Here is a 17,698-nt window from a genome sequence, read left to right on the forward strand (position 1 = left end):
GATGCTTTTAAGGAATTCTTTGGGGAAGTTATTTAAACGTATCTACTACTGAAGAGATGAGGGATTTTAATGAATTTTCCAAAACTAAAAATTGGAAAGATGGAGCCTAAAGTACCAATTATTCAAGGGGGAATGGGTGTTGGTATCTCATTAAGTAGCTTAGCTGCAGCTGTAGCAAATGCTGGTGGAATAGGAACCATTTCTGGAACTGGAATTCCAATTGATGAGATGCGAAGCCATATTCGAAAAGCTAGAGAACTTACTCAAGGAGCAGGTTATATTGGCGTGAATGTTCTTTACGCGATGACAGACTTTGCTGAAACAATGAGAGCCGCACTTGAGGAAAAAGTTGACTTTATTATTTCTGGAGCTGGGATTTCTAGAGATATGTATTCTTGGGGAAAAGAATACAACATACCAGTCATCTCTATTGTTTCTTCCGGGAAATTAGCTAGGATGTCTCAACGATTAGGGGCATCAGCAGTTGTTGTAGAAGGATTTGAAGCAGGTGGCCATTTAGGAACGGACCGCCCTCTTTTCGATATCTTACCTGAAGTCGTCGAAGCTGTAGATATACCCGTAATCGCTGCAGGTGGTATTCTTAGCGGGACCGATATGAAAAAAGCAATAAGTATGGGTGCTTCTGGAGTCCAAATGGGATCAAGATTTGTCGCAAGTGTTGAGTGCGATGCTCCCGATTCTTTTAAAGATAAATTTGTGCAAAGTAAAGAAGGCGACGCTACTTTAATAAAGTCAGTCGTTGGTTTAGAAGGTCGAGCGATTAGAAACACTTTCACTGATAAAATAAGTGATAATAAAAGTGTAAAAATCGATAAATGTTATCAGTGTTTAAAAAAGTGTTCCCACAGATATTGTATCTTGGATCATTTGTTGCAATCAAAGAATGGTAATGCAGAAGATGGTCTTGTATTTTGTGGATCAAGAGTTCATGAAATCAACAATATTTTACCAACGAAAAAAATCATTGATAACATTATGAATGAGTATACTGAATTAAGTGCCGTTGTTTCTCACTAAAAAATGACAAATAGTTAAAAGGCCTCAAAGTGGTAACAAGCTCCGCTTCCTTTTAAAAACTTTATTAGCAAGAGAAAAAAACGAAATGTTTAACTAATTGCATCGCATTTTTTGCGGTGTTTTTTGTTTTTTAAATTTTTTTGAACAATGGACATTGGTAAACGTTCAGAGTCTCTAATATGAATAATAGCATTAGCCTAGAAATTAAAAAAAGTCCCTCCTAGATGGAAGGACCTCGATGATTTATTCGTTACTGTCTAACATTGAAAACTCATGTACCCACACTTGCATGGTAGCTTTCCAAGGCATACCTGGGTGAATCGACAAGATGGAATCTTTATAAGCCTCGAGGTTTTCATACCCTTCTTGCACGGCAATCTCATCCGTCAAGTCTCCTAGTGTTTGTCGGTAAACACGATCTACTTTGAACGATTGCCCCTCAAGAACCATGACTTCACCTGGATCGGCATACCTACCGTTTCTTCTCGTTGCTGTTTTCTTTCCTTTAAGAACCTTTTCTACATCTTCTGGTTTTGTAACCATTCTGTCTATTTCACATGTCTTTGGTGGTAATACGTTGTCTGTCATTTTTATCCCCCTTTACCCATATCCCATTTTATACTAATTATTACTTTATGAGAACTTTAAAACATCTATAGTATAAGATTATTTTCTAAAAGATATGAATTCCCCTAAATAAAAAGACATGGTATCAAATGTTTTTAAAAAAGTACCGCTCGCTTCCAGCCTACTAGCCTTGACCTTCTGCCGTTAATACTAATTGCCGAATGTTTCGTTTTCTTGTATAGTCAACTGGCATCGAATAAGCAGCAAGCATTCCATTTTCATCTTGAACTAATTTTATTTTCAGTCGTTTCTTTATCGTTATTTTCCACTTTAGTAATGTCATTAAGATTTTATCGATAGGAGTTAACTTAGTGAAATCAAAGCCTCCACGTAGATAAAAAAAAGAAACATTATCTCGCAAATCGGAAGGGATATTTTTATCTCTTACTTCATGCACGACATCTTTTCTTGCAGGGGCGACACCTGTAGCAAAAACAATAAGCTTCTTCTCAGTAAGTTTGTTTGCGTTTGCGATTATAAACTTAACTCCGTGAATACCAGATGCATAAAGTCCCCCTCCATAAATAATCGTATCGTATGTTAAAAGAGTATTTACATCGACTCTTTTAGCTGTCATATCAATTAAATCTGCATGTAGTTCTTCTGAAATCCACGAAGCATACCTTTTCGTAAATCCCGATTTAGATTTAAATAACACTACTGTTTTCATTAGCTACACCTCTCAAATGAAATGAATACTTTGTATCCATTCCACATCCAGGAGAGAAATCCCTGTTCGATTGTATTCTATTTGAAAATTATTCAGCAAAGTTTTTTTAGTTAGACACAATTAGCTTCGTTTGAATTCGTAAAACAAGTACAACCTAGTTTTGAACAGTATTGACAAATAAGAGCATGCAAAATATGATAAGAGTAATCTAAAGAAAAGGAAGGTACCTTATACGATGAAGCAATAATCCTATTTCACAGACATGATTTTGATCGTTAATCATTTTGTCTAGATAGGATTAGTGTGACCATTTTTAGGTAGCTTTCGATTACGGACAGTAAGCGAAAAATCTCCCCTTTTATTTTGGCTATGTTAAAGAATATTGTTGATTATGAAAATAGGCTCGCTTGCCGTGGACAAGACTTCAGCTTCCTCGAAAAATCAACCTGCGGGATCTTCAGCTCTTACTTTTCCCACAGGCGTCTCGCTGATTTTTCAAAATTAACAAGGAAGATTAACAAGCCTTTAATTTTTAAAAGGACGGTTTATTTGCGTATACCTAACTCAAACACTTTTCCTCTCTAGCTTAATAGGGAGGTTTATTTATGCTTTTATTACAAGCAACAAATATTGAAAAAAATTACGCGGATCGACTGATCGTAAAAGTACCACAACTACAGATTTATGATGGAGACAGAATTGGACTTGTCGGAAAAAACGGCGAAGGAAAGACTACATTATTAAAAATCCTATACGGAGAATTGGAACCTGATAGCGGACACATTCATCGTTTCGAAACTGGGGCATATATTCCTCAGTTAGAAATCATTGAGAACAAAAAAGAAAACAAATTTGATGATCATAAATGGCATGTGCGTGGCAGTGACTTTTTAAGCGGTGGGGAACAAACGAGAAAGAAAATCGCAGCTGCATTCGCTTCTGGCACCAAGCTAATTTTTGCAGATGAACCGACTAGCCACTTGGATGTTCAGCGAGTCCATCAATTCGAGAAGGAGATGTTGTCTTTTAACGGAGCTTTTGTGATTATCTCACACGACCGTGCTCTTCTCGATCACGTATGTACATCCATTTGGGAAGTAGAAAGTGGTGATGTTCATATTTACGAAGGTAATTACTCTGACTATGTCATTCAAAAAGAACGAAAAAATCAGAGACATCAGTTCGAATATGAACAGTATATAAAAGAAAAAGATCGCTTAACTGCTGCAAAACAAGAAAAATCTCAACATGCGAAATCTTTACGAAAAGCCCCTAAACGGATGGGGAATTCAGAAGCACGCTTGCACAAACGAAGCGTCGGTCAAAAGAAGGCGAAACTTGATAAAATCGGAAAATCCATTCAGTCGCGCATTGACCAACTTGAAAAAATTGAAAAACCTAAAACCGTGACAGATATCAACTTTGACCTTACCGAATTTCCGATGATTCATAGTCGAATGGCCGTTTCGTTCGATAAACTCAACGTGAATGTCGGTGATCGCTTGTTAATTAGTAACTTTACCGCCTCCATAAAACCTGGAGCGAAAATAGCGATTACAGGAGCGAATGGTGCTGGAAAATCGACGTTATTGAAAACAATTGTCCAAAGGAGAGAAGGAGTTCGAATAGCTAAACCAGCTCAGGTCGGCTTTTTCTATCAACAGTTAGAAAACCTTCACGAAGACCGAACGATTTTAGAAAATGTGATGCAAACAAGTCAATACGAAGAAACATTTATTCGAACCGTTCTTGCAAGACTTTTAATTAAACGTGACGATGTATATAAACCGATATATAAATTAAGTGGTGGAGAGCGTGTAAAAACCGCCTTGGCCAAAGTATTTCTCGGTCACTATAACATCTTGCTCTTAGATGAACCAACAAACTTTTTGGATTTACCTACAAAAGAAGCCCTTCAAGAAGTGTTAAGAGAATATCCTGGCACGATCCTCTTTGTCACACACGACCGCTATTTGATTCAACAATTAGCTAGTGATGTTCTCCATATAAGCGATGGACGTGCGATTTTGAAAAAGAGAAACATCGATGACCGAAAAGATAAATCACCTGCAACGAATGAAGAAGAGATTAGTCTCCTCTCCATTAATATGAAGTTATCGGAAGTTATAAGTAAATTAGGGGAAGTTTCGGATGAACACGAAAAGGTAGCTCTTGAGGAAGAGTTTAGCGAATTGTCGAAAAAAAAGCAGAATATGTAAAACCGTAAACGTTTAAAATGACTATTCGAAGGATATGAGTAACTGAGTCTATGTTTTAATCTCCTCATTTGTGGTACTCCGTATGATAGGGAACCATAAATGAAGGAGGCAAGAAATGCCTGATATTTGGGATAAAAAAGATCAGTTGGATGTGAAGGCAGGACGGTTTCGGCTATATTTCAAAAAGAGGTATAGGCTAATAACAACCGTAAATGATTTATTCATCGGTATATTTTTCGTATGCGGCAGTATTCTTAATTTCTTCTCGTCAGCGGAAATGATTGGTATGATTTTATACTTATGCGGTAGTTTGTTACTTGCAAGCCGCCCGGTGCTAAGAATCATGCACGATGCGCAACTTCGTAATGAAATGAAGGATTCTGAAAACTATAACCCAACGAAACGGCAAGAGTAAAGGTAGAGGTGAACACGAAAGCCCTCTACCTTCTTCTTATTTTCTTACTTGATAAAACCAAGATCTCCCCAATTATCTGCATCGGTAATCATTTTTTTCAACAAATCAAAACCTTGCTTAAAGTCGCGTAAGTGAGCAACTTCCACAGGTGAATGGGAATAGCGACGTGCAAATGTAATCGCCCCGGCAAGCACCCCTTCTCGCTCAAGATGAACAGCCGCTAAATCTGTTGTTGCGCCAGTCATCACCGCCATTTGGTATGGAACATCTAGCTCGTTTGCGTAATGGATCAACAAATTCTTAACTTGTGGAGACATAATATTCCCACGAACACCACCTCCAGCCAATGCTGGAAACACAGGTCCTCTGCCAATACCTACTGGGTACCCGCTCCCAATGCTATCGGGCGTATCTGCGCAAGGAATCGTATCTAAAACTAAAGCGAAGTCTGGGTTTACTTTATACGTGGCTACCTTAGCTCCTCGCAGTCCCACTTCTTCTTGAACGGCAATGACGCCGACAAGTTTTCCTGCAAAATTTTTCTCAGTAAATAACTCTTTAAAAAGTTGTAAAAGTAAGACACAACAAGATCTATTATCGATAGATTTGCCACAAATGAGGTCTGCATTTGTAAATGTCTCTATATCACTAATATAGCTAATTGGGTCGCCAATTTGTATCGTCATATTATGTACTTCTTCTTTTGACGTCGCGCCAACATCGACGTAGAGATCATAGATCGATGGAATCGTTTTTCTTTCTTCTGGCGTTTGCAGGTGACCAGCTTTTACACCAACGACACCAAAATGCCCATTAACGTTGACTTTCCGACCGATAAGTAAGGATTCAATCATTCCACCCGTTCGTTCTATTCTTAAAAAACCATTGTCATCAATGTCACGAACGACGCAGCCAATTTCATCTGAGTGAGCTGATACCATCATCGTTGGCCCCGGTTTACTTCCATGAATCGTTGCATAAATGTTCCCCATGTGATCGATTTCCACCTCATCGGAATACGGGGATATTTTCTCCACTAACGATCGGACCACTTTCATTTCCTGGCCAGGCGTCCCTTGAATAGCGGCAATATCTTTCAGTTCTTCTAGAAATTCGTCTTTATTCACTCTATCTTCCCCTTTACTGAAAACGATTACTTTCTATTTTATCATACGTTCAATGGAACACACTTACTTGCTATGCTCTCATCCATTCCGTTAGTCGTTGATCATGCCTTTGTGCATCACCATAACCTAGTTCATATAAAGCAAGAAGTTTTTTCTGATTTCTTTCAAAACTGCTAATAGGAAGATCCACACTCGGTTGGATTAAAAATATGTTTCCTTTTTCTTGCTCTGTTTCCATGAAAGATAAAACTTCATTATACGTAATCAATCTTTTTTGAAGTGAATCTGCTACAGCTGGATATTTTCGATATAAAAGTTTCATGAACGAAGAAACTTTACTTGGTTTTAATCGGTTATTATCCCCTTTTGTCATGATGACTACATTTTTTTGATTACCATCAGCAAACGCTTTTTTTATTGGAATCGGATCTACGAGACCACCGTCTAGCAAAAGCCTTCCGTCATACTCCACTGGTGGTGCGATAAACGGCAACGAACTAGATGCTCTAATAATTTTTAAGATGTCTTTGCCGTGATCTTGTTTGTTATAGTAAAGTGCTTCTCCGGTATGGCAATCAATCGTACCAATGAAAAATTGCTCTTCACTCGTTGCAAAGGAGTGGAAATCAAACGGAACAATATTGTTTGGAATCTCGTCGAATAAAAAGTCCATGCCAAATAACTCTCTTTTTAAAATAAGGTTACGCCACGATAAATAGCGCGAATCACTCACGAGTCCAATATTCACTTTTTTATTTCGCCCCTTTTGCCTTGATAAGTAAGAGGCACCCATACAAGCACCGGCGGAAACACCTATCACATAGTTAAAGAATACTTTTTTTTCGAGGAAGTACTCCAACACGCCCGCTGTATAGAGCCCTTTCATTCCTCCACCTTCTAACACTAGTCCACAATTATGCATATCAAACGTCCTTTGCTAGCCATTCATTTCGCTTGCAAACGAGTACTTCTCGTGCAAACGTTTTATTTTTACTTGCGATACATCGATCAACTATCTTGAATCCTGATTTTTTCAACGCTTCATCTACTGATTCAATTGTGACGACAACGATTTTTTTCGCAAACATTCTCGCACTCTTGAACATATCTACCTTTTCTTCCTCTGTAATAACCGAACACAAATTGTACGGCATGTCGATAATTGCCACATCATAGTCTCCGGTGATTGTCTTCATATCTTTGATTGTGACCTTCACGTCCACCCCGAAATGAGCAAGATTTTCACGAAGACCTTTCATAACTAGGGGATTTAAGTCACTACCTTCTATGTCTATCCCCATCGAACTAGCCTCAATCACAACCGTACCAATGCCACAGCAAGGATCAATCACCTTTATCCCACGAGGATCAGGAACTGCAATGTTTACGACACTTCTCGCTAACCTCGTACTCAGTGCTGTTGAGTAATTGTGTGGTTTTTTTTCATGATGAAACCAGATTGATTTACTAAGAAAAAGTTCACCAAACACCCAACGTTGATTCACGTTCATCATAGCAAATAATTGCTCAGGATTAGTTAGATCTACTTGTCTAGAAATTGCCAATCCAACTCCTCGTTCCATTGCTTGTCTTTCTATAAATGTCGGATTAATTTCTGACGGATTTTTCACAAAAATCAATTTAAAGGTCTGATCAGACTGGGGTAATTCATTCACTTGGCTGATTAATTCCTCTATCGAACCGGCTTCATATAAGACGTCAATCCGCTCTTTTATGAACGGACTCCTACTCGGGTCCACTCGAATGGAGCTTTCTAGGATATTTAATTTCGTATCACGACCAAAAAAAGCATGCATCTCCAACTGACACAAATCATGCTCTTCTGCCTTGTATGTATAGGTATAGATGGACCTTCTTGTTTCGTATTGGTAATTCTTATTCACTCTCGTTCATCCCTTTTTGATTCTAACGATCATTTCTTGTTTCATTAAACGATATCGTTAATAGGAGAAAATAGCAAAGAGAAAAGATTGATTTGATGATTTTTCAGTTCTTATTCACAAAAACGCCTCTTCAGGAATTTCTTATCCTGAAGAGGCGTTCACTTCATCTATTCCCTTTATCGGAATGGGGCGCAGGAAAGTGAGTAATCGCTTCTAACAACGCTCGTCGCTTTCTGGCGTTTGGTTCATTTTCATGTAAAAGCTTTCGGATAATCTCTAATTGTTCCACATATTCTCGGTACTCAGGGCCAATCGAATGCAACAAGTGTTTCTTAATTTTTTTAGCCAAAATAGGACTCGCGCCAGACGTAGTAACTGCAATCTTTAAGAGACCTCGATCCACCACTGACGGGAAAAAGAAGGTGCTTAGCTCTTGATTGTCAACAACATTAATTAATGATATAAATTGGCCAAGCTTCTTGGCAAACGTTTCATTTAACTGAAAAGAGTCCGTCGCAATCACAACTAAGAAAAAATCGCGCCACTGCAAATTCAGACGGGGACAGCTTTCTTGATTCACATCCGATTCAGCCAATGCTGTCTGTACATAGTCAATATTCTCCCTGTGCTGCCGCAAACCTTCCGTTAAATCCGGACTAACCACCGTTACGGCTGCACCTTCCGTTACTAAGTGATTGATTTTTCTTTCAGCAACCGTCCCACCACCGATAACGAGGCAGCGTCTATTTTTTAGTTGAAGAACGAACGGACTACTCATTCCACCAATTCCTTTCCATCAATACGAGAAGATCAGACCAATCCTCTTAAAGGCAATTCGTATACTTACCTTTTTGCTAACGCAGATTTCACTTGATCGTCTATCCACTTTGAAACGAGGGGATGAGGAAGGTACGTTTTCCCTTCCCATTTATAGCTAAGGCCGTCTAACCGAGCAGGAACAACTTTGTTGGTAAAGTATCCTTCGCATAAAAATAACGGAAGCACTAAAATCGTTGAGTCGCTCGGTAACGATTCAGCCGTTTCTCTTAAGTTGTCCGGATGCAGGGTACCATGAACAACTTTCTGAAAAGAGAAATGTTGAGCGATGTTTAGCTTGATTCTTTCCAGTAAACTCTCCCATATCTCATGAAAGTTTGGTTCATCACTTCCGTGCGCGACGATCAATAGAGACTCGTTTTTCGGCTCAACGGACAAGGAGTTCACTCGTTCCGCAAGCAATTCCAACACGGCGGGGTGGTCGTCCATTGGATCGCACCAAATAAGGTGACAATTAGTGTTGATTCGGGTCAAGTCTGTATCAATCGGTGTATTTTCGATGACTCCTAAAGCATACTTGATTTCATCAATATGAGTGCTTCCTGATGAAATAAAAATCGGAATCGCGATAATCGTTTCGATCCCTCGATTTTCAAGTTCTCTTACGCCTTTTTCAATCGTCTTCTCTTCTGTGAACTCCAAATAACTGACGACAATCGGAAGCTTTGTTTCCACTTGATCGATAGCATACTCTATATCTTTTTCCCATCTTGGGTTACTAGAACCATGGGCAATAAGGAGAACACCAGTATGATTAGAACTCATTCACAGTCACCTCTCCTATACGTTTATTGCTTCTTGAAACAAAGCGGAATCTTCTAACTTCGCTTCGAACCATGCAAGTTCGTCTCGCAGTCTAACAACTTCTCCCACAACAATGATCGCAGGTGAGGCAATTGTATTCGTTTTTAAATCTTCGACAATCGTCGCTAATTCTCCTGTCACCGTTTTTTGAACATCACACGTTCCCCATTGAATAATGGCGATAGGAGTACTTGGCGAACGCCCATGGAGGATAAGCTTTTCTTGGATTATTTGTATTTGTTTCACTCCCATGTAAAACACAAGCGTATCCACTCCAGTCGCCAACCCTTCCCAATGAATCTCATCTTTTCTACCATCTTTTCGGCGATGTGCCGTGACAACGGCAAATGAAGAACTCAACTCTCTATGGGTTAAAGGAATTCCAGCATATGCTGGAGCCGCAATTCCAGAAGTAATCCCAGGAACAATTTCAAAGGATAGACCATGTTGGCGACATGCGGCGGCCTCTTCCCCTACGCGACCAAAAACCGCAGAATCGCCGCCTTTTAAGCGTACAACCTTAAGCCCTCTTTTCCCGTGAAAAACAAGGATATCATTAATCTCATCTTGAGAAATACACTTCACCTCGGGTTGCTTTCCGCAATAAATCAAGTCAGCACCTTGTTTCGCGTGTTTCAATAATTCTACGTTTACGAGTCGATCATATACAATCACATCGGCCTCTTGCAATAATTCTGCCCCTCGAAGAGTCAAAAGCTTCGGGTCACCGGGGCCTGCTCCAACAAAATAAACTTCTCCTTTATTCCTATTCACGCCTTTTCCTCCTCTAGTTTTCATCATATCCAATTACAAATGCTGCTTGTTTCGCAACAATTCTAGTGTCCATTAATGACAGTTCTTCTATGATTGGTGTTTTCAAATACGATTTTTCTAATTCTACTTCAGCGGCGTCAAACGCCTCGTTTTCACTTTCTGCTACAACGATAACCGCTACATCATGGTCTCGATTGACTCTAGCCTCAAATCTGTAAAGTTTCATCTATCATTTCTCCAATCAATCTTAGAGCATTCGCCTACGACGCCTGCTGATCAATAATATCCGTCAATTTTTCCTGCAAAGGATCTATTCCGATTCGTTGATAAAAATCATGGAAATTCTCTCCATCTTGCTTCGTTTCTGTGAAATAAGATATGAATTTAAGAAGAACCTCTTGTAACACTGGAGCCTCAATTTTGCCTTTCAGCTTTTCATTGAACTGCGCACCATGAGTCAACGTACCTCCGACATAAATTTCAAATGCTTCAACGAGCTGTTTCTCTTTATTTTTCATCTTAATCCCTTGCAAACCAATATCTGCAATTTGCCTTTGTCCACAAGCATTTGGGCAACCGACCATATGAATACGAACCGGCACATCTACTTTTAAATGATCATCTAAATAATTGGCGATATTTCGCATTCTTTCCTTTGTTTCTACAAGAGCCAAGTTGCAATATTCGATCCCTGTACAAGACACAGACGATCCGATAAAAGGTTTTGGTTCGATGTTCAAACGCTCTAATAAGTCTTCTTTTAATAAAGCATCCACATCAGCGTCAGCAATATGAGGGATGACGATGTTTTGAGAATTACACGTGCGAATTTCTCCATTTCCATATTTCTTCGATATACGAGATAGTTCAATCAGTTCATCTGAGTACAATCGTCCGACAGGAATATTCAAACCAACATAATTTAACCCAGCTTGTTTTTGAGGATGAACACCATAGAAATATCCAGCATTCCAAGCTTCAAAAAGATTCGTTCCTTTCGATGGTAATTTAATAAACTCTTCCATCTTTTCCTTAAAGGCTTCCGGTCCCCAGTCTGCAAGTAGAAACTTCAAGCGAGCACGGTGACGTTTTTCACGGTAACCGTAGTCACGAAAGATCGTTGTTATGACTTTGGTTACTTCTTTCACTTGATCAGGCGTAACGAACACATCAAGCTCTTGCGCCAAATATGGTTTCGCTGACAGTCCACCACCAACGTAAACGTGAAAACCATCAGTGACTTCTCCTTTTATTTCTTTCGTAGCAGGAGTAAACGACAAGCAGTTTATTTCAGCGTTTTGTGCGTTATGGATGTTTGATGAGATGGACACTTTAAACTTTCTCGGTAAGTTTGAAAAATCACGGTTATGCTGGAAATAGTCATAAACGTCGTTTACGATTTCTTTCGTATTAATTCTTTCATTTGGATCTACTCCAGCTAAAGGGTTTCCAACAATTGTTCGCATAATATCCCCGCATGCACCAACGGACGATAACCCCACTTTTTCTAACCTATGATAGATATCTGGAATGTCTTGAATTTGTAGCCAATGAAACTGAATCGCTTGTCGCGTCGTAATATCAATCACATCTCGACCATACACTTTGGCAATGTCGGCCAAAGCTAATGATTGCTCTTGATTGAGAATACCTGATGGAACATTCACTCTCATCATAAAGTAGCCGTCTTCTTTCGGTTTTTGTAAATAAAGCCCAGCCCATTTAAATAATGACCACTCTTCTTTAGGAATGGATTCAAACCCCTGCTCTGCATAAACGGGGATGTCATCTAATATATCCAATCCATCTTTTTGTAGCTTTGCTTTTTCCTCTTTACTCAATTTTTCATTATCAGCCCAAACTTTCGTGTATGCCATGCGATCAAACTCCTTTTTCGTCTAAGATGTCCTGCTTAACTAAATAGTTGATAATTGTCTGCACTGACTGTTCCACAGACGTTTCATCCGTTGAAATCGTTAATTCTGGTGCTAAGGGTGCCTCATAAGGTGCACTGATTCCTGTAAACTCAGGAATTTCTCCGCTGCGAGCTTTCTTATAAAGCCCTTTCGGATCTCTGTTCTCACATTCTTCTAACGAACACTTCACATAGACCTCTACAAACTCCTTATCAGCAACCATCCCTCGGGCAAGGTCTCGATCAGATCGGTAAGGTGACACAAAAGCGGTAAGAACAATGCTGCCACTATCAACAAAAAGTTTGGATACTTCACCGATACGGCGAATGTTTTCTTGACGATCTTCTGGCTTAAAACCAAGATCGCGGTTTAACCCGTGACGTACGTTATCACCATCAAGTACATAACTATGAATACGAGATTGGTAGAGTCGCTGATCCAACGCGTTCGCAAGCGTGGATTTTCCAGAACCCGATAATCCCGTAAACCAGACGATACAACTTTTATGATTGCGAAGCTTCTGCCGCTCTTCTTTTGTTACAGCAGAATCATGCCAATGAATGTTTTCCGTCGCTGTTTGTTTTGTCATACGCTCACCTTCATTCCTTTAATGAGCACTTGAACCACTTCCGGTCGACTAAATTCAACTGGTGGCGTTTCGCCTTTTCGAAGCAATTCGCGTACTTTTGTTCCTGATAAAATGACGCGATCTTCCACATCATGCGGACACGTTTTCGTGGAAGCCATGTTCTCACATTTGTTGCAATAAAAACTATGTTCAAAGAACAGTGGTGTTATTCCTAATTCTGCTTCTGTAAATTGGGTAAAAATTTCTTGCGCTTCATACGTTCCATAATAATCTCCTACACCTGCATGATCTCTTCCGACAATGAAGTGGGTGCACCCATAATTCTTTCGAACCATCGCATGAAAAATTGCTTCGCGGGGACCTGCATAACGCATCGCTGCAGGAAACACTGCTAGGAATACGCGGTCTTTAGGATAGTAGTTCTCTAATAGAACTTGGTAACTTTCCATCCTGACATCAGCTGGAATATCATCGGCTTTCGTTTCACCGACAAGAGGATTCAAAAATAACCCATCTACAATTTCCAAAGCCGCCTTTTGAATGTATTCATGCGCTCGGTGAACAGGGTTTCTCGTTTGGAAACCAACGACCTTTTTCCATCCTTTTTGTTCAAACGTTTCCCGTGTTTTCGACGGATTCAAATAGAAATGGGAGAACTGGTCTTTTTCTGGGGATCGAACCAACGTTACCGGTCCTGCCAAATACGTATCCCCTCTCTCAAACATCTTTTTCACACCTGGGTGTGCTTGATCATTTGTTTTATAGACATGAATCGCTTCTGTCTCTTGGTCTGGTGTGAAAATCTCTTCTAGCTGTAAAACTCCGTAAGTGACCCCTTCAAACGTCAAACGAACCGACTCTCCTGCTTTCAGACTTTCCGCTCGTTTTTTCGTAACTGGTAATGTAATCGGTAAACTCCAAACGTTTCCATCGGATAAACGCATATTGTGAACGACTTTTTTGTAATCTTCTTGGCCGAGAAAACCGGTTAATGGGCTATACGCTCCATTGGCTATGAGTTCTAAATCTGATAATCCTGTTTTGTCTAATTCGACCGTTGTTTGAATCGTGGATACGTCATACTTTTCATCTAGTCGATTAATTAATGTACCTCCGTGAGGGATGCTTATGGTCACCGTGAATCACTCCTTGTTTGGATTTGGTTTTACATGTAAGCCACATTCTGTTTTTTGTTGCCCTGCCCACCTTCCTGCTCGGTGATCTTCTCCATTTTTCACAGCAAACGTACAAGGCTCACAGCCAATACTCGGATAGTGTTGATCATGAAGAGGATTGTATGGAAGGTCGTGTTCGTGAATATAATCCCATACGTCCTGCCAACTCCAATGAATCAGTGGACAAACTTTTACGAGTTGGAATTTATCATCTTGATTGACAAACTCTGTATTCGCCCTTGTCGGTGATTGTGCTCTCCTTAACCCTGATAACCACGCCGTACTTCCTTGCAATGTTTTCTTTAAAGGGATATTTTTACGAATCTCGCAGCATTTATCTGGCTGTCTTTCCCATAGGCGGTCACCATACTCCGCCTTTTGTTGTTCAAGAGTTAACTCTGGTTGAACCATATCAATTTGAAGCGTCGGGTACGTCCGCTTCACTTTTTCAATCAATTCATATGTTTCTTTGAAGTGAACGTGCGTATCAAGAAAAACGATACGAGCATTCGGCCTAATTTTTGCAATCATATCAATGAGCACGATGCCTTCTGCCCCAAAGCTGCATGCATACGTGAGCTTCTCGTTAAATAGTTCATATGCCCACGTGATCACGTCTTCTGCCGTTAAATGTTTCAATCGTTCTTGGAAAAAACGGTAGTCATTTTCGGTAAACGACTGGTAAGACTTAGCTTTTTCTGTCATATTTGAAACTCCTTCCTTTTTCATACATTCTTTCTATTGTTGAACGGTTTGTTGCTCAAGTCTTACAGATTTATATAAATTCAGCGTCCCGATTGTCGCAACAATGATTGCAAGGACGATGACCATCATGTATGGATTTGGATGTAAAAAAACATGAATCAAACTATATGACATCACAAGGGAAAGGACTGGAGAAACAACCCACACTTTAACGATCTTCTTAATAACACCTTTTTGCCATAGTTGAAATCCACTTCTAGCACAGCCTATGCCAACAATCCCCGCCGTTGTTGCTTGCGTTAACGGTACTGGAATTCCAAACACAGAAGCGATGATAACAAGCCCTCCACCAGTTCCAGATACAGCCGTACCTTCCAGCAAGGAAAACGAAATGATCTTTTTCCCATTTGTTTCAAGTACTTTTCCTCCGAATAAAATGGCCCCTAAAGCTACAAAAATTCCTCCAAGCCAAATACCTGAACTTTGTTCCATGATTCCTGCACCCACAAGAGGACCAATGGCATTAGCTACATTGTTCATCCCTGCAGAAAAAGCTTCGACGAACCCCGTCACGACTAATAGGATGGCTAAGCCTTTTTTCCAGACTCCCTTACCAGTTAATTGCGGCCATCTCCGTTCCATAAGTTGAATGACTTTTCCGAAAATATAGCAGAGTACAAATGCAACAACAGGTACCAAAAGCCAAAAGGAAACGATATACAACACTTGGTTCACATACAAAGCTTGAAAGGCAATCCCGACTCCAACGACGGCACCAATCGTCACTTCACTCGTGGATAAAGGAATCCCAATCATATTCGCTAGAAAAAGCGTAAGTGTTGCTGAAAGCAAGATGACAAGTGCCACTTCTAGAGAGAAAATATTTTTAGGGATAATCCCTTCTCCCACCGTTTTTACTACTTCTCCTCCACCGACTACCGCTCCTAATAAAGCACCAGAACCAGCGAGAATGAGTGCGAGATATTTTTGTTTCACTGCACCGCTGCCATATGCAGGTCCCATCGTTGCTGCGGCCCCACTAGCCCCGATATTCATGGCAAAAAACAAGGCTATAGCAATCGTTATATAAGCTAATATCATCGCGCACACTTCCTAACAAGTAGATTCAAAATTCCATTTGTGTTAATTCCTATATGTTTACTAGGGATTATATACGCATATGATTAAATCGTCAACAGAAATTTAAGAAAGTTTTAGTTAGAAAAGAGTGAAGTTGCTTCCTATGGCGTTTTTAACGGAACCTAGAGAAGGATGTTTTTTTGTGAGACGCTCATTCGTCCGTTGCTATGCGCATCCTTTGCTTCCCTTCGCTTCGGGCACTATCGCCAGGGCTTTTACTTTTTGTAAATTCATCGCTTTTTCACCATAAAAAAATGGCTGCACTTCTTCCGCCGAAGAAGTGCAACCATTGATCACATTATCTTTAGTCTTTCATTGAGCCATTGTGCATATGATGTACAAAATTCTTGCTTGGTGCTGCCCCTAACGTGCCATGATGCTCTTTATACATGTCCTTAAACTCATGAATCGTTAAGTCAGAGTGCATGTTTTTCATTTGTCCAACATTCATTTTTCCAGACATGTCATGATCATCTCCATGGTCATCTGCCAAAGCAAAACTTGCTGCACCAAACAAAAGTGTAACGGTTAATAGCGTTGTAGTCATTATTTTCATCCATATCAGCTCCTTTTAGTATGTACTTTTACCATACGACTCAAATTTGAAGATTTCATGTAGTTCTAAAAAGTAAATACAATAGTCTGTATTTATTAAAAACAACTACCATTTTTTTCAAAACAACAGAAGCTCAAGTCTCATTGATCGTAAGTTCTTCCCTTCCCTCAATATTCAGGTTGACTCTTCTCACGTATGCTATATTATTAGAATGATATGAACACCCAGCAAGATTAGGAGGACAGTATGAAATTTTTAAAATATTTTGTAATCAACCTTATTCCGATAATAATCATCATGGGTACTATCTTTATTGCGTCTTCCCAGTCCTCAGATCAGCAGGATATCAGTCCTATTTTAGATCAGGTAACCGACGAGAACACGTTAAGGGGATATGCTAGCTCACTCATGGAGCGAGTGAATATCGTTGCTGAGCGTGGGATTTCTGTCGTCGCTAACAATCCAATGATCGTCCTCGTATCTATCTTTATTTTATCGATAATCATCGCCTTTGTTTTCTTCCGACTATTTAGATCCGATGATTCCATAGCAAAAAAAGTAGTTAAAACCATTTTATATACAGGTTTGCTTCTTTCATTCCTAGCTACATTTATCTTTTTAGTAAGAAGTGATCTTGTCATTGAAGCATTAAGAAGCCGCGCATCTTTTGATCAAATCAGAGCCATTTTACAAACGATTGATTTTACTTATGCAGGATCACCGGTAAATCTGCAATCCCATGGTGTCGATGGATTATTGAACTTTTTACTAAGAAAAGCTGCTCACTTTTTCTTATTTGCGATGTTAGGCTTTTTCGTTTTCCTTGCGTTGTTTAAATTAAGTCGACGATCACTTTCGTCATTTATCATCGCCATGATTGTTGTCATCGCTTATGCGGCTCTCGATGAATACCGGCAAACGTTCATTCCTTCCAGGTCAGGATTAATCGAAGATGTTTATCTTGATACTGCAGGCGGACTGTTTGGGACAACGATGGGCTTCTTGAAAAAAAAGATTTCTAGCTGGCTCGAATAATAAAGAAGGTCACTCGTCTAATTAGACAAATGGCCTTCTTTTTTTTATGTATCAAACTTCATAACCCTTCACTATTCACACCACCAAAAGGAACGTTTGTTCTATTTTAACATAAACGATGTTTCTCCATTGCGTTTTTAGTGAATAATAGAAAGGTAAGAGGTTTA

At 39.6% G+C, this 17,698-nt stretch carries 19 protein-coding genes; 4 read left to right on the forward strand and 15 right to left on the reverse strand.

The genetic code is table 11. The features are described 5' to 3' along the window. Window positions 1–69: 69 nt before the first annotated feature. Entirely contained in the window at window positions 70–1,038 is a 969-nt protein-coding gene (locus QDN89_RS16125; RefSeq protein ID WP_280771197.1) for an NAD(P)H-dependent flavin oxidoreductase, read from the forward strand. Between the two features lie 243 nt (window positions 1,039–1,281). Here the strand turns inward: QDN89_RS16125 and QDN89_RS16130 are convergent, their stop codons facing one another. After that, a complete protein-coding gene (locus tag QDN89_RS16130) occupies window positions 1,282–1,626 on the reverse strand; it encodes an ASCH domain-containing protein (RefSeq protein WP_280771199.1) in 345 nt (114 codons plus the stop codon). 163 nt (window positions 1,627–1,789) lie between these two features. Beyond that, window positions 1,790–2,335: a flavodoxin domain-containing protein gene (locus QDN89_RS16135; protein WP_280771200.1), complete on the reverse strand. Its 546-nt coding sequence runs from the start codon at window positions 2,333–2,335 to the stop codon at window positions 1,790–1,792. Between the two features lie 605 nt (window positions 2,336–2,940). Here QDN89_RS16135 and abc-f point away from each other — a divergent pair. After that, entirely contained in the window at window positions 2,941–4,554 is a 1,614-nt protein-coding gene (abc-f, locus tag QDN89_RS16140) for a ribosomal protection-like ABC-F family protein (protein WP_280771201.1), read from the forward strand. Window positions 4,555–4,669: 115 nt separating this feature from the next. Continuing rightward, entirely contained in the window at window positions 4,670–4,969 is a 300-nt protein-coding gene (locus tag QDN89_RS16145; RefSeq protein WP_280771202.1) for a YrhK family protein, read from the forward strand. 44 nt (window positions 4,970–5,013) lie between these two features. Here the strand turns inward: QDN89_RS16145 and QDN89_RS16150 are convergent, their stop codons facing one another. The 13 genes from QDN89_RS16150 to QDN89_RS16210 form a co-directional block, all read right to left on the reverse strand. Continuing rightward, window positions 5,014–6,096, reverse strand: coding sequence for a M42 family metallopeptidase (locus QDN89_RS16150; protein WP_280771203.1), 1,083 nt, complete (start codon window positions 6,094–6,096; stop codon window positions 5,014–5,016). Between the two features lie 70 nt (window positions 6,097–6,166). Then, window positions 6,167–7,018: a patatin-like phospholipase family protein gene (locus QDN89_RS16155; protein ID WP_280771204.1), complete on the reverse strand. Its 852-nt coding sequence runs from the start codon at window positions 7,016–7,018 to the stop codon at window positions 6,167–6,169. A gap of 1 nt (window position 7,019) precedes the next feature. After that, on the reverse strand, window positions 7,020–8,000 hold the full coding sequence (locus tag QDN89_RS16160; protein ID WP_425335410.1) for a TRM11 family SAM-dependent methyltransferase: 981 nt from the start codon (window positions 7,998–8,000) through the stop codon (window positions 7,020–7,022). A 163-nt stretch (window positions 8,001–8,163) separates the two neighbouring features. Continuing rightward, window positions 8,164–8,778 (reverse strand): precorrin-2 dehydrogenase/sirohydrochlorin ferrochelatase family protein, encoded by a 615-nt coding sequence (locus tag QDN89_RS16165; protein WP_280771205.1) that lies wholly within the window; start codon window positions 8,776–8,778, stop codon window positions 8,164–8,166. 65 nt (window positions 8,779–8,843) lie between these two features. After that, the gene (locus tag QDN89_RS16170; protein ID WP_280771206.1) at window positions 8,844–9,602 is read right to left on the reverse strand and encodes a sirohydrochlorin chelatase; all 759 of its coding nucleotides are present in this window, start codon (window positions 9,600–9,602) and stop codon (window positions 8,844–8,846) included. A 15-nt stretch (window positions 9,603–9,617) separates the two neighbouring features. Beyond that, the gene (cobA, locus tag QDN89_RS16175; RefSeq protein ID WP_425335415.1) at window positions 9,618–10,439 is read right to left on the reverse strand and encodes a uroporphyrinogen-III C-methyltransferase; all 822 of its coding nucleotides are present in this window, start codon (window positions 10,437–10,439) and stop codon (window positions 9,618–9,620) included. Continuing rightward, window positions 10,429–10,641: a DUF3906 family protein gene (locus tag QDN89_RS16180; RefSeq protein ID WP_280771208.1), complete on the reverse strand. Its 213-nt coding sequence runs from the start codon at window positions 10,639–10,641 to the stop codon at window positions 10,429–10,431. Before QDN89_RS16180 ends, cobA begins: the two co-directional genes overlap by 11 nt. 34 nt (window positions 10,642–10,675) lie before the next feature. Next, window positions 10,676–12,292 carry a nitrite/sulfite reductase gene (locus tag QDN89_RS16185; protein WP_280771209.1) on the reverse strand — a complete coding sequence of 539 codons (1,617 nt, stop codon included), beginning with the start codon at window positions 12,290–12,292 and terminating at the stop codon, window positions 10,676–10,678. Window positions 12,293–12,296: 4 nt separating this feature from the next. Next, a complete protein-coding gene (cysC, locus tag QDN89_RS16190; RefSeq protein WP_280771210.1) occupies window positions 12,297–12,920 on the reverse strand; it encodes an adenylyl-sulfate kinase in 624 nt (207 codons plus the stop codon). Then, entirely contained in the window at window positions 12,917–14,056 is a 1,140-nt protein-coding gene (gene sat / locus QDN89_RS16195) for a sulfate adenylyltransferase (protein WP_425335411.1), read from the reverse strand. The genes cysC and sat overlap by 4 nt, the downstream gene beginning before the upstream one ends. Window positions 14,057–14,062: 6 nt before the next feature. Further along, window positions 14,063–14,800, reverse strand: a complete 738-nt coding sequence (locus QDN89_RS16200) for a phosphoadenylyl-sulfate reductase (RefSeq protein ID WP_280771211.1) — start codon at window positions 14,798–14,800, stop codon at window positions 14,063–14,065. Between the two features lie 33 nt (window positions 14,801–14,833). After that, window positions 14,834–15,901, reverse strand: coding sequence for a sulfate permease (locus tag QDN89_RS16205; RefSeq protein ID WP_280771212.1), 1,068 nt, complete (start codon window positions 15,899–15,901; stop codon window positions 14,834–14,836). Window positions 15,902–16,244: 343 nt separating this feature from the next. Next, window positions 16,245–16,496: a hypothetical protein gene (locus QDN89_RS16210; RefSeq protein ID WP_280771213.1), complete on the reverse strand. Its 252-nt coding sequence runs from the start codon at window positions 16,494–16,496 to the stop codon at window positions 16,245–16,247. Between the two features lie 246 nt (window positions 16,497–16,742). Between QDN89_RS16210 and QDN89_RS16215 the strand changes: the two genes are divergently transcribed. Continuing rightward, window positions 16,743–17,531 (forward strand): VanZ family protein, encoded by a 789-nt coding sequence (locus tag QDN89_RS16215; RefSeq protein ID WP_280771214.1) that lies wholly within the window; start codon window positions 16,743–16,745, stop codon window positions 17,529–17,531. Window positions 17,532–17,698 lie beyond the last annotated feature (167 nt).

Origin of the sequence: Salipaludibacillus daqingensis, assembly GCF_029891575.1 — a bacterium.
In the GTDB taxonomy this organism is placed as follows: Bacteria; Bacillota; Bacilli; order Bacillales; family Salisediminibacteriaceae; genus Salipaludibacillus; species Salipaludibacillus daqingensis.

Bases quoted from the DNA above. Each gene is read 5' to 3' on its own strand.
- cobA (WP_425335415.1), bottom strand. From the start codon at position 10,439: ATGAAAACTAGAGGAGGAAAAGGCGTGAATAGGAATAAAGGAGAAGTT.
- QDN89_RS16180 (WP_280771208.1), bottom strand. From the start codon at position 10,641: ATGAAACTTTACAGATTTGAGGCTAGAGTCAATCGAGACCATGATGTA.
- QDN89_RS16170 (WP_280771206.1), bottom strand. From the start codon at position 9,602: ATGAGTTCTAATCATACTGGTGTTCTCCTTATTGCCCATGGTTCTAGT.
- QDN89_RS16135 (WP_280771200.1), bottom strand. From the start codon at position 2,335: ATGAAAACAGTAGTGTTATTTAAATCTAAATCGGGATTTACGAAAAGG.
- QDN89_RS16130 (WP_280771199.1), bottom strand. From the start codon at position 1,626: ATGACAGACAACGTATTACCACCAAAGACATGTGAAATAGACAGAATG.
- QDN89_RS16165 (WP_280771205.1), bottom strand. From the start codon at position 8,778: ATGAGTAGTCCGTTCGTTCTTCAACTAAAAAATAGACGCTGCCTCGTT.
- QDN89_RS16210 (WP_280771213.1), bottom strand. From the start codon at position 16,496: ATGAAAATAATGACTACAACGCTATTAACCGTTACACTTTTGTTTGGT.
- QDN89_RS16185 (WP_280771209.1), bottom strand. From the start codon at position 12,292: ATGGCATACACGAAAGTTTGGGCTGATAATGAAAAATTGAGTAAAGAG.
- abc-f (WP_280771201.1), top strand. From the start codon at position 2,941: ATGCTTTTATTACAAGCAACAAATATTGAAAAAAATTACGCGGATCGA.
- QDN89_RS16205 (WP_280771212.1), bottom strand. From the start codon at position 15,901: ATGATATTAGCTTATATAACGATTGCTATAGCCTTGTTTTTTGCCATG.
- QDN89_RS16215 (WP_280771214.1), top strand. From the start codon at position 16,743: ATGAAATTTTTAAAATATTTTGTAATCAACCTTATTCCGATAATAATC.
- cysC (WP_280771210.1), bottom strand. From the start codon at position 12,920: ATGACAAAACAAACAGCGACGGAAAACATTCATTGGCATGATTCTGCT.
- QDN89_RS16200 (WP_280771211.1), bottom strand. From the start codon at position 14,800: ATGACAGAAAAAGCTAAGTCTTACCAGTCGTTTACCGAAAATGACTAC.
- QDN89_RS16145 (WP_280771202.1), top strand. From the start codon at position 4,670: ATGCCTGATATTTGGGATAAAAAAGATCAGTTGGATGTGAAGGCAGGA.
- QDN89_RS16125 (WP_280771197.1), top strand. From the start codon at position 70: ATGAATTTTCCAAAACTAAAAATTGGAAAGATGGAGCCTAAAGTACCA.
- QDN89_RS16155 (WP_280771204.1), bottom strand. From the start codon at position 7,018: ATGCATAATTGTGGACTAGTGTTAGAAGGTGGAGGAATGAAAGGGCTC.